This is a genomic window from Pseudomonas sp. G11 (genome assembly GCF_029457515.1).
Classification (GTDB): Bacteria; Pseudomonadota; Gammaproteobacteria; order Pseudomonadales; family Pseudomonadaceae; genus Aquipseudomonas; species Aquipseudomonas gorinensis.
In genome coordinates, this window is sequence record NZ_CP120377.1 from 2,920,077 (window position 1) to 2,931,890 (window position 11,814).

Below are 11,814 nucleotides of genomic sequence, written 5' to 3' on the forward strand. Positions count from 1 at the left end.
GGCATCCGCGTCGCGCTCACTCGGGAGATGAACGCTCATGCACATCCTCAAGGTCCTGCTCCTACCGTTCCTGCTGATCGTCAGCCTGATCGGCGTCGACAAGCTGCACGCACCACGCCCGGCGTCGAGCGTGCCCGCCAGCGTGGCGCGCTAGGCATGTCGGCGCTGTGGCGCATCAACCTGTGGGTGTGCGGCTTTTTCGCCCTGGTCACCTGCGCCTGCACTGGCCTGTTGATGCATCAGGCCTTGGCGGATGTGGAGCGCGAGCTGCAATCGGCCGAAGCGGTGGTGCACTACCTCAGCGAAACCGCCGAGCGCGACCCCGCCAGCCTGCAACCGCACCTCACCGCCAGCCTGCGTCATGTGCGCGTGCATTGGCTGGGGCCTGGCGAAACCTTGCAGGCACCGGCGGCAGACGGCCTTGACGCCTGGCTCGGCCGCCTGCTGTTTGCCCAGGCGCGGCGCAGTCCCCAGGTACTGGACTTGCCGGACGGCCGGCGCGTGTCGATCGCGGTCGACCCACGGGACGAAATCGACGAAGTCTGGGACTCTCTGCAACAACTGTTGGGCCTGTGCGCGTTGGCGCTGGCCTTGAGCCTGTTGACCATCCGTTGGGCGGTGCGCCGTGGCATGGGCGTGCTCGATGAGTTGCTGCGTGCGCTGCAACAGGTGTGCGCCGGCCAGCTCAATGTCCGTCTGCACAGCGCGGGGTCGCCGGAAGCGCGGCAACTGGCGCTGCATTTCAACCGCATGACCCACGCCCTGGAGCAGGCGCGCACCGACAACACCCAACTGACCCAGACCCTGATGGCGGTGCAGGAGCAGGAGCGCAATCACCTGGCCCAGACCCTGCACGATGACCTGGGCCAATACCTGGCCGGCATTCGCGCCCAGGCCTGCCTGTTACGCCTGGTCACCGACCAGCCGCCATTGCTGGCGCGCACGGTGGCGCAACTGGAAGATCACTGTGACCACTTGCAGCAAGGTTTCCGCGCGCTGGTCCACGACCTGTACCCGGTGGCCTTGCAACACCTGCCGATGGCCGAGGCTTTTTCGATGCTGGTCACGCAGTGGCAGGCCAGCCATGGCATCGATTGCCGGCTACGGGTCAGCACCGATTTGCCGGCATTGTCCGGAGCGAGCAAGACCCACCTCTACCGCCTGCTCCAGGAGGCCCTGACCAATGTCGTGCGGCATGCCGACGCCAGCCATGTCTGCGTGCGCCTGCACCGTCGCGGTTCGCGCCTGCGCCTGTGGGTGCGCGACAACGGGCGCGGTGCACACACGCCGCAGCGCCCGGGTGTCGGCCTGTATTCGATGGCCGAACGCGCGCGCTGCCTGGGCGGCGAACTGAAAATCCTCAGCCATCCCGGCGCCGGTTGGGCGCTGGCGTTGAACATGCCGTTGGAGGCTTCATGAATATTCTGTTGGTGGATGACCACGCGGTGGTGCGCCAGGGCTATGCCAGCCTGTTGCGGGCGCTGCTGCCGGCCATTGAAGTGCGCGAGGCGGCCAGTGGTGAAGAAGCCCTCAGCCGCGTGCAGGAAGCGGTGCCGAACCTGGTGATCATGGACTTCGGCCTGCCCGGTATCAGCGGCCTGGAAACCACGCGCCGCCTGCGCCAGCGCCTGCCGCAGTTGCGCGTGCTGTTCTTCAGCATGCACGACGAATTACCGCTGGTGCGCCAGGCCCTGGAGGCGGGGGCCTCAGGCTACCTGACCAAAATCTCGGCGCCCGAGGTGTTGATCGAAGCGGTGCGGCGCATCCTCGACGGCCACGCCTATATCGAACAGGCCCTGGCCACCGAGCTGGCCTACACCCCCAGCGATCAACGCCTGCAGGGCATGACCCCGCGCGAGCTGGAGATTTTCCTGATGCTGGCCAAGGGCACGCCTACCCGGGCGATTGCCGACCAGCTGAATATCAGCAGCAAGACCGTGTCCAACCACTTGACCTTGCTCAAGAGCAAGTTGCAGGTGAGTTCCCATGCCGAACTGGTGCATCTGGGGATCGACATGGGCGTGGTGCGCGTAGCGGGCTGACAGTTTTCTCTCTGTTTTACACCCTTCAAATGTGGGAGGGGGCTTGCCCCCGATAGCGGTGCTGAAGTGCGCCCCAAAAGCTGGACAGCTGTTGGTTAGGCTACAGCGGACCGGGTCCTGTACGCTACAGGGCTCAGTCCGCCAAGCTTCACTTTGATTCGCTTATGGTTGTAGTAATGGATGTACTCATCCAGCCCCGCTTGCAACTGCTCCACGCTTTCAAAGCTTTCCCGATAGTAGAACTCTGACTTCAGCGTGCCGAAGAAACTCTCCATTGTGGCGTTGTCATGGCAGTTTCCTTTGCGTGACATGCTTTGCTCCAGCCCTGCTTTTTCTAGCCTCTCCCGGTACTTTGGATATCGATAGTGCCAGCCTTGATCTGAATGCAGCATTGGCTTGCCGCCCTCAGGTAAGCCTTCAATAGCTTTTTCCAGCATCTCGCCCACCAAGGCATATTGGGGACGTATTGCCGTCTGATAGGCCACGATTTCTCCGTTGTACAAGTCCAAAACTGGGGACAAGTACAGCTTTTTGCCGGCCACTTTGAACTCGGTGACATCCGTCACCCATTTCTGATTCGGTTGCTCAGCCTCGAACTGACGAGCCAAGGTGTTGGGCGACACTTCGCCCATCGGCCCTTTATACGACCTGTATTTCTTAGGCCGCACCGTGCATTTCAGACCCAGCTCCCCCATCAGTCGTCGTACCGTTTTACTGTTGATCAGCGATCTTTCTTTACGTAGTTCTAGCGTCATCCGACGGTAACCAAAGCGGCCCTTATGCTCGTTTTGGATGGTCTGGATAGAAGCTTTGATCGAGGAAAATCGGTCCGCAACGCCCATCGCCTTGAGTTGGTAGTAGTACGTACTTCGCGCAAGGCTCACTAGCTTGAGCAAGTCACGCAAGGGAAAGTGTTGCTTAAGCTCACTGACTAATCGGGCTTTTTCTTCTGTTCTTTCTCCCGCCTCATCACCGCCTCGCCTAACTCCCCAAGCTTTTTTAGATAAGCGTTCTCCATCCGTAGGTATTGGAGCTCATCAAGTAACGTCTTGTGCTCAGGCTCAGGGCTGGTGAGTGGGGCAGCGGTTTTGCGTGGTTTAGCAGGTGGTTTAGGCATAGCGGTGCTCAGTCCTCTTTTCCCTGACTCCAGGGCTTCAATACCGCCACTGTAATACTGCTGTTGCCATCTGCCCACCTGAGTGGAATCCCCCAAGTTGAAAAGCGCCGCTGCGCGGCGCAAGGAAAGGGAGTCATCCCACATGCGCCGCAGAACAGAGAACTTGAACAAGGCACTGTAACGCTGGCCGGTACTGCTCAAGCTGGCCTCACCGTGTAATCGATAAGCCTCGACCCAACGACGAAGCAAGGTGGGGTCCATTTGAAATTGAGCGGCGACCCGGCGAAACCCTCGGCCTCGCTCAAGGAAAGCGGTGATGGCAGATAGCTTGAACTGCGTGGTGTACTTGCTCATGAAAACGCCCCAGAAATTGGATGGGTGTCCAACTTCTGGGGCGCACTTCATGCTTCAGTCACTCAGGCATTGACTGATCCACCGCCATCGGGGGCAAGCCCCCTCCCACATTTTGAATCGTGGTGGTCTAGCGATTCCAGGTGGTAGGACAGTCTTTGCAGCCTTCCATATTGGCATCCTGAAAGTTCGCATAGTGCTGGCGACTGCCGGTGAGCGTGGCCTGTTCCAGGTTGCTTTCGCCGAACTTGGCTTCCTGTAGATTCGCATCGCTCAGGTCCGCTCCTTGCAGGTCGGCCTTGCTCAGCCAGGTCATTTCCAGGTCGGCGGCACGCAGGTTGGCCTTGTGCATTTTTGCCCCCGACAGCCGTGCGAATTGCAGGTAGGCCGCGCTGAGGTTGGCGTTTTCGAACTGTGCGCCCTGGGCAAACAGACCCCAACCCTGGATCGCCATCAGCGTCGCGCCGGTGAAGTCGGCCAGGCGCAGGTTGCTTTGCTGCAAGCTGGCGCGGGTCAGGTTGGCGCCCTGCAACCGGGCTTTTTCCAGGTTGGCCAGGTCGAGGTTGGCATGGCGCAAATCGGCGTCGCGCAGGTCGGCACCGGCCAGGTTCATTCTGCTCAGGTCCTGGTTGCTGAGGTTGGCGCCCTTGAGGTTGGCGCCGGGGCATTGGCTGTGTTCGGCGATCGTACAGCCGTTGACGACCAGTGGGGCGTCGTCGCCGTCGTCGGCGTGCGCCAGGGGCAGGGAGAGCAGGAGTAACAAGGGCAGGTAGTTCATCGTGCAACCTCTAGGGATCCTGTGGGGAGCGGGTTTACTGTGGCAAGCGGGCTTACTGTGGCGAGCGGGCTTGCCCTAATGCCGTTCAGTTAAGGCTTTTTTGTAGGAGCGAGCTTGCTCGCGAAGAACTCACAGGCGCCGCGTTCACTCAGGAAACACGCGTTATCGTTGACGTTTTTCGCGAGCAAGCTCGCTCCTACAGAAGGCGATGTACGCTTAACTGAACGGCATTAGGGCAAGCCCGCTCGCCACAGGAGCCCGCTTACTGCAAAAGGCGGCCCGGCATTCTCGCAGGGGTTATTTTTGCGCGGTTTTCTGATCCCAGCTCGGGATCTTGAACACCCAGAACGACCCGCCTTGCGCCACCGGCTTGGTCAGCTCGGCCATGTCGCCGCCCCACAACGGCACCGCGCCGCCATAACCGACGGTGACGCCAATGTACTGCTCGCCATCCTGTTCCCAGGTGATCGGCGGCGAGACGATGCCGCTGCCGGTCTGGAACTTCCACAGCTCCTTGCCGGTTTTCGCGTCGAAGGCCTTGAAGAAACCATCGCCGGTCCCGGTGAACACCAGGTTGCCCTTGGTCGCCAGCACGCCGGCCCACAACGGCAGGTGTTCCTTGTGTTCCCACACCACCTTACCGGTAGTGGGGTTCATCGCGCGCAGGGTGCCGACGTGGTCCTCATACATGCGCTTGATACGAAAGCCCATGCCCAGGTAGGCCGAGCCCTTCTTGTAGTTGACCTCTTCGGTCCAGTATTCCTCTTTCCACTGGTTGCCCGGGATGTAGAACAGGCCGGTGTCCTGGCTGTAGGCCATGGGGTTCCAGTTCTTGCCGCCCAGGAACGGCGGAGAGACCTCCACGGGTTTGCCCTTGGTTTCACCCGGCAATGGCTTGGCCGGGCGCTGGCCTGGGTTTTCCACGGGGCGGCCGGTCTTCAGGTCGATATGGCTGGCCCAGGTAATGTTGTCGACAAACGGGAAGGCGTTCTGCAGCTTGCCGTTGTTGCGGTCGACCACGTAGAAGAAGCCGTTGCGGTCGGCATGGCCGGTAGCCTTGACCACTTTGCCGTCCTTGTCCTTGTAGTCGAACAGCACCAGTTCGTTGTTGCCGGAGAAGTCCCAGGCATCGTTCGGCGTGTGCTGGTAGAACCATTTCACTTCACCGGTGCTCGGGTCGACGCCGACCTGGCCGGAGGTGTAGAGGCTGTCGAAATCGTGGGGGTTGCCGTCCTTGGAGGTGCGCGCCCAGGTGTTCCACGGGCCGGGGTTGCCGGCGCCGACGATGATGGTGTTGGTCTCGGCATCGAAGCTCGCGCTCTGCCAAGGTGCGCCGCCGCCGTGGCTCCAAGCCTCGACCTTGCCGGTTTCGGTGGTCGGGTCATCCGGCCACGACGGGGCTTTCACGTCGCCGGTCGGCGTGCTGTCCTTGCCGTTGAGGCGGCCCATATGGCCCTCCACGAACGGACGCATCCAGACCTCTTCGCCGGTGTCCGGGTCGCGCGCAAACAGCTGGCCGACCACGCCGAACTCATCGCCGGAGCTGCCGTGGATCAGCAGCACCTTGCCGCTGACCTTATCCTTGATCAGCACCGGGGCGCCGGTCATGGTGTAGCCAGCGGCGTGGTCGCCGAACTTCTTGTTCCACACCACTTTGCCGGTGTTCTTGTCGAGGGCGATCAGGCGCGCGTCGAGGGTACCGAAGTAGATCTTGTCGCCGAAGATCGCCGCTCCCCGGTTGACCACGTCACAGCAGGGGCGAATGTTGTCGGGCAGGCGGTGATTGTAGGTCCACAGGCGCTTGCCGGTCTTGGCGTCGAGGGCGAACACGCGGGAGTAGGAGCCGGTCACGTAGACCACGCCGTCGCTGACGATGGCCTGGGATTCCTGGCCGCGTTGTTTCTCATCGCCGAACGAGTAGGACCAGGCTGGGGTGAGCTTGAACACGTTCTTGTCGTTGACCTGGGCCAGCGGGCTCCAGCGCTGGGCGTTGGTGCCCATGCCGTATTGCAGCACGTCCTGGGTGGTCAGGTGGTCGTTGGCGATGTCTTCCCAGGTGACGTTGCGGGTTTGCTTGGCCGCAGGCTCGGCGGCGGCATAGCCCGCGGCACTGAGGGACAGGCTGCCCACCAGCACGAAGGCTTGCACGGCAAGGCTTAAAGGTGAGAGGGCGGGTAGCGATCTTATTGTCATGGTTGCAGTTCCCAGTGGAGGTTTTGGCCTGCACAGGGTGGCGCGTCAGGGGGCCGGACGGATACGGAAAAACGCCCGCTGTGGCCGGGAAGACTTCCCGTGGCGCCGCTGTTTTAGGCGTGCCCCACAAGCCCTACTACCAAGGGAGGATAAGCCGGCCACCAAAGCAGCATACGGCCCATGCCCCGGGGTTTCTAAGATGGTTGCCATAGCCTCTGCAATGAGGTTTTGCGTGCAATCCTGAGGGCAAAAATAATGACAACAAAACACAACGCCTTGCTTGTCGCCGGGCTGTTGGCCGGTGTGATCGCTGCGGGCTCCGCCTGGGCCCATGGCAACGTGGTCCCGCAAGCCGTGGAAACCAAGGGCCTGACCTCGATCAAGGACGCCGGCGTGCCGGTCAACGAAGACGGCTGGGCGGCGGTCAATCCGTACCGCACCTCCCCTGAACACGACCGGGCCGTGGAAATCGGCTCGTCCGCCTATAACCAGAACTGCGCCGCCTGCCACGGCCTGGAAGCCAAGTCCGGCGGCATCGCCCCCGACCTGCGCATGCTCGACGTGGGCGAAGCCGGTGATGAGTGGTTCGTCGAGCGCGTGCGTCATGGCGCGGTACGCGACGGCCGGGTGTATATGCCGAAGATGGCCGACTACCTGAGCCAGGAAGCCTTGTGGGCCGTGCGCACCTACCTGGACACCGTGCACGTCGAGGAGTAAGCCATGCGCCTGTTCGCTTATGTGCTTGGCCTGGCCCTGCTGTGTTGCCAGACGGCACAGGCACAGGTGCGCAGCTATGACCAGATGATCGCCGACGGCGAACTGAAAGTGGCGGTGTACAAGGACTTTGCCCCCTACAGCTTTGAAGACGGCACCACCCCGCGTGGGGTCGACGTGGAGCTGGCCCAGGCCCTGGCCAAGGCGCTGGGGGTGCAACTCACGTTGATCTGGGCGCCGGCCGGCGAGAAGCTTGACGACGACCTGCGCGACTACATCTGGCGCGGCAGCCCGTTGCACAACCAGCAATTGGCCGACCTGATGATGCGCGCGCCCTACGACCGCGATTACGCGCAAAAGCGCAATGACCAGGGCGAGCTGGAAAACGGCCATGTGGTGATGTTCGGGCCTTACCAGAACGAACAATGGCAGGTGGCCTACGATCGCCGGCGCCTGGACAAGGTCGCCAGCGTGGCGGTGTTCGAGCAGCACCCGGTCGGCGTCGAAGTCGACAGCGTGCCGTCGTTCTACCTGACCTCGGTGTTCAACGGCATGCTTGCCGGCAAGACCCATCACTACCCCGGCGTGCCCCAGGCCTTTGCGGCGATGAAGGCCGGCGAGGTCGATGCGGTGATGGCCATGCGTGGCGAAATCGACTGGCAGGTGCATGAGGCCCACGACCCGCAACTGGCCCTGGCCGAGAACGCCTACCCGAACATGGGCAGGCAACGCTGGGAAATCGGCATGGCGGTGCATGAAAGCAATCGCCAGTTGGCCTACGCGGTGGAAGAGGCCCTTGAAGGCCTGATCCGCGACGGTTCGCTGCAAGCCATCTACAGCCATTACGGCCTGCAATACGAAGTGCCCGAGATGTACCAATAGGAGCAGGCGATGATCTGGCGACTGAACGTGCGACTGAGCTGCCTGCTGGCCTGCTGGTTACCGCTGGCGGCCCACGCCGTGGACGTCGAGCCAGGCAAGGATCCGGTGCCGTCGGTGATGTGGGCGTTCTACCACAAGCAGTTCCTGGCCGAAGCGCCGTTTGTGTTCGACGAACGGGTCAAGCTGCTGGCGCCGCCGTTTGCCGAAGATGCGCGCCAGGTGCCGCTGGAGATCGACGCACGGGCGTTCAAGGGCCATGTGCTGAAAATCCTCGCCTGGGCCGAGCTCAACCCATTGCCGAAGATCGTCGACTTCCAGCCCAAGGCCGGGGTGCTGCCGTGGCTATCGCTGCGGATTCGTATCGAACAGGCCACGCCGTTGCGCGCGGCAGTGCTCACCGACGACGGGCTGTGGCACGTCGGCTCGACCCTGATCGATGCGGCCGGCGGCGGCTGCACCGCGCCCAGCGTGGTACGCACCCAGCCCGGCTGGGAAGAACACATCGGTGAAGTGCTCGGCGGGCGTTACCCGCGTGGCGAGTTCAGTCGGGTGCGCGTGCAGGTGGCGCATCCGATGGACAACGGCATGGTCAGCGGCATCCCCGAGTTCTACCTCAACCATGCGCAACTGCGGGGCCAGGACGGCCAGGTGCTGGCCGAGCTGGAGCTGTTCCCGGCGGTCAGCGAAAACCCCAACCTGGCCTTTGATATCGACGCCCCAGGGCCGACCCGCCTGGTGTTGCGCGACAACAGTGGCAATGAATTCGACGCCGCCATTCCCTGACCAGAAGGAGCGCGGCATGCGCTGGATTCTATTGCTGTGCCTGAGTTTGAGCCTGCCCGCGCTGGCGGACCTGGACTACGCCCTCAAGCCACGGTTGATCGCCGATGACACCTGGCTGCTCGAAGGCAGTACCGACAACTTCGCCAAGGCCAATGGCGGCAATATCGTCAACACCGCTTTTATCGTCACCGAGGCGGGCGTGGTGGTGATCGACACCGGCCCGTCGCGGCGCTACGGCGAAGCCATGCGCGAGGCCATCGCCCGCGTCACCCCCAAGCCGGTGATCCAGGTGCTGATTACCCACCATCACCCCGACCATGCGCTGGGCAACCAGGCGTTCAAGGACGTGCCCATCGGCGCCCTGGCCGACACCACGCGCCTGCTGCATGAGCAAGGCGACGGCATGGCGGAAAACCTCTACCGCATGGTCGGCGACTGGATGCGCGGCACCGAGGTGGTGTTGCCCACCCAGGTGTTGGAACCCGGTGTGCTGAGCGTTGGCCGCCACGACTTGCGCCTGCTCGCATTGACCGGCCACACCGGCGCCGACCTGGCCATTCTCGACCAGAGCACTGGCGTACTGTTTACCGGCGACCTGGTGTTCTACCAACGCGCGCTTACCACGCCCAACAGCCCTGGGTTGACGGCGTGGCTGGCCGACCTCGACACCCTGCAAGCCTTGCCCTGGACGTTGATCGTGCCCGGCCACGGCCCGGTCGCCAGTGACGCGCAGCCCTTCGCCCAGATGCGCGACTACCTCACCTGGCTCGACCAATTGCTGCGCGACGGTGCCGCCCAAGGCAGCGACATGGCCGAGATGATCCGCGGCCCCATTCCCGAGCGTTTCGCCGCCATCAGCCTGAGCCGCTACGAACTGATCCGCAGCGTCAGCCACTTGTATCCGCGTTATGAGCGCGAGCAGATGCAACGCGTCGACTCGGCGCGCTGAGCGGCCAGACCCGCTACTAAGGAACTAGCAATCTCGATACTGCGGTCAATTGTGACAACTGCCCCTGCGCCCAAGAATCGCTACCAGACCGGGAAAATTTCCCGGGTATAACAAAAAAACCGCAGAGGTAGCCGTCATGACCCAACCCGCACGCCGCCAACCCTTCGCCTTGAGTGTGTTGCTCGGTGCCATTCTGTTATCCGGCCAAGCCATGGCCGCCGTGACCGACCAGGACATCCTCCAGGACCCGAAAAACCCTGGGCAGATCGTCACCAACGGCCTGGGCGTGCAGGGCCAGCGCTACAGCCCGCTCGACACCCTCAATGTGGACAACGTCAAGGACCTGCGCCCGGTCTGGGCCTTCTCCTTTGGCGGCGAGAAACAGCGCGGCCAGCAGGCGCAGCCGATGATCAAGGACGGGGTGATGTACCTCACCGGTTCCTACTCGCGGGTGTTCGCGGTGGATGCGCGCACCGGCAAGAAACTCTGGCAGTACGATGCGCGCCTGCCCGATGACATCCGCCCCTGCTGCGACGTGATCAACCGTGGTGTGGCGCTGTACGGCGACCTGGTGTTCTTCGGCACCCTCGATGCCAAGCTGGTAGCGCTGAATAAAGACACCGGCAAAGTGGTGTGGAGCAAGCAGGTTGCCGACCACAAGGAAGGTTACTCGATCAGCGCCGCGCCCCTGGTGGTCAACGGCAAGCTGATTACCGGCGTGGCCGGTGGCGAATTCGGCGTGGTGGGCAAGATCCAGGCCTACGACCCGAAAAACGGCGACCTGCTGTGGATGCGTCCAACCGTCGAAGGCCATATGGGCTATGTCTACAAGGACGGCAAGGCCGTGGAGAACGGTATTTCCGGCGGCGAGGCGGGCAAGACCTGGCCTGGCGACCTGTGGAAGACCGGCGGCGCGGCGCCATGGCTGGGCGGCTACTACGACCCGGAAACCAACCTGCTGCTGTTCGGCACCGGCAACCCGGCGCCGTGGAACTCGCACCTGCGCCCCGGCGACAACCTCTATTCATCCTCGCGCCTGGCGCTGAACCCGGATGACGGCACCATCAAGTGGCACTTCCAGAGCACGCCCCACGACGGCTGGGACTATGACGGCGTGAACGAGCTGGTCTCCTTCAACTACACCGAAGGTGGCAAGGAAATCAAAGCGGCGGCCACCGCCGACCGTAACGGCTTCTTCTACGTGCTCGACCGCACCAACGGCAAGTTCATCCGTGGCTTCCCGTTTGTCGACAAGATCACCTGGGCCAGCGGCCTGGATAAGGACGGCCGGCCGATCTACAACGAAGCCAGCCGCCCAGGCGCACCGGGCGGTGAAACCAAAGGCACCTCGGTGTTCGTCGCGCCGGCGTTCCTCGGCGCGAAAAACTGGATGCCGATGGCCTACAACCGTGACACCGGGCTGTTCTATGTGCCGTCCAACGAATGGGGCATGGACATCTGGAACGAAGACATCGCCTACAAAAAAGGCGCGGCGTTCCTCGGGGCGGGCTTCACCATCAAGCCGTTGAACGAAGACTACATCGGCGTACTGCGTGCCATCGACCCGAAGACCGGCAAGGAAGTCTGGCGCCACAAGAACTTCGCGCCGCTGTGGGGCGGGGTGCTGACCACCAAGGGCAACCTGGTGTTCACCGGCACGCCGGAAGGTTTCCTGCAGGCGTTCAACGCCAAGACCGGCGAGAAGGTCTGGGAATTCCAGACCGGTTCCGGCGTACTCGGCTCGCCTGTGACCTGGGAAATGGACGGCGAACAGTACGTCTCGGTGCTCTCCGGCTGGGGCGGCGCGGTGCCGTTGTGGGGCGGTGAAGTGGCCAAGCGCATCAAGGACTTCAACCAGGGCGGCATGCTCTGGACCTTCAAGCTGCCCAAAGAACTGGTCGCCAAACACTGAATCTACGACCAAATGACAAGAGCCCCCCTGCCAACGGCGCATTCGCCCGGCAACGGGGGCTCTTTACTATCGGGTCATCGCCTGTTGACCGAC

Annotated in this window: 9 protein-coding genes and 1 pseudogene; 7 read left to right on the top strand and 3 right to left on the bottom strand. The window is 62.7% G+C overall.

The window, feature by feature from the left end:
• Nucleotides 1–156: 156 nt before the first annotated feature.
• Together P2T68_RS13565 and P2T68_RS13570 are read left to right on the top strand one after the other, a co-directional pair.
• Nucleotides 157–1,419, top strand: a complete 1,263-nt coding sequence (locus P2T68_RS13565; RefSeq protein WP_102624303.1) for a histidine kinase — start codon at nt 157–159, stop codon at nt 1,417–1,419.
• A complete protein-coding gene (locus tag P2T68_RS13570) occupies nt 1,416–2,042 on the top strand; it encodes a response regulator transcription factor (RefSeq protein WP_277379475.1) in 627 nt (208 codons plus the stop codon). Before P2T68_RS13565 ends, P2T68_RS13570 begins: the two co-directional genes overlap by 4 nt.
• A 95-nt stretch (nt 2,043–2,137) precedes the next feature.
• On the opposite strand, the pseudogene P2T68_RS13575 reads toward P2T68_RS13570, so the two are convergent.
• The 3 genes and pseudogenes from P2T68_RS13575 to exaA all read right to left on the bottom strand — a co-directional run bounded on the left by P2T68_RS13575 (nt 2,138) and on the right by exaA (nt 6,481).
• Nucleotides 2,138–3,513: pseudogene (locus tag P2T68_RS13575) on the bottom strand (IS3 family transposase).
• 127 nt (nt 3,514–3,640) lie between these two features.
• Complete coding sequence (locus P2T68_RS13580) at nt 3,641–4,288, bottom strand: pentapeptide repeat-containing protein (protein ID WP_024076318.1); 648 nt, start codon at nt 4,286–4,288, stop codon at nt 3,641–3,643.
• A gap of 297 nt (nt 4,289–4,585) precedes the next feature.
• A complete protein-coding gene (exaA, locus tag P2T68_RS13585; protein ID WP_024076317.1) occupies nt 4,586–6,481 on the bottom strand; it encodes a quinoprotein ethanol dehydrogenase in 1,896 nt (631 codons plus the stop codon).
• A 255-nt stretch (nt 6,482–6,736) separates the two neighbouring features.
• Between exaA and pedF the strand changes: the two genes are divergently transcribed.
• From pedF to P2T68_RS13610, 5 genes are all read left to right on the top strand, one after another.
• On the top strand, nt 6,737–7,198 hold the full coding sequence (gene pedF / locus P2T68_RS13590) for a cytochrome c-550 PedF (RefSeq protein ID WP_024076316.1): 462 nt from the start codon (nt 6,737–6,739) through the stop codon (nt 7,196–7,198).
• Between the two features lie 3 nt (nt 7,199–7,201).
• Nucleotides 7,202–8,077, top strand: a complete 876-nt coding sequence (locus P2T68_RS13595; protein WP_168232105.1) for a transporter substrate-binding domain-containing protein — start codon at nt 7,202–7,204, stop codon at nt 8,075–8,077.
• Nucleotides 8,078–8,098: 21 nt separating this feature from the next.
• Nucleotides 8,099–8,860, top strand: coding sequence for a quinoprotein dehydrogenase-associated SoxYZ-like carrier (locus P2T68_RS13600; protein WP_069077433.1), 762 nt, complete (start codon nt 8,099–8,101; stop codon nt 8,858–8,860).
• A 16-nt stretch (nt 8,861–8,876) separates the two neighbouring features.
• The gene (locus P2T68_RS13605; RefSeq protein WP_277379476.1) at nt 8,877–9,809 is read left to right on the top strand and encodes a quinoprotein relay system zinc metallohydrolase 1; all 933 of its coding nucleotides are present in this window, start codon (nt 8,877–8,879) and stop codon (nt 9,807–9,809) included.
• A gap of 136 nt (nt 9,810–9,945) precedes the next feature.
• On the top strand, nt 9,946–11,721 hold the full coding sequence (locus tag P2T68_RS13610; protein WP_024076312.1) for a PQQ-dependent methanol/ethanol family dehydrogenase: 1,776 nt from the start codon (nt 9,946–9,948) through the stop codon (nt 11,719–11,721).
• Nucleotides 11,722–11,814 lie beyond the last annotated feature (93 nt).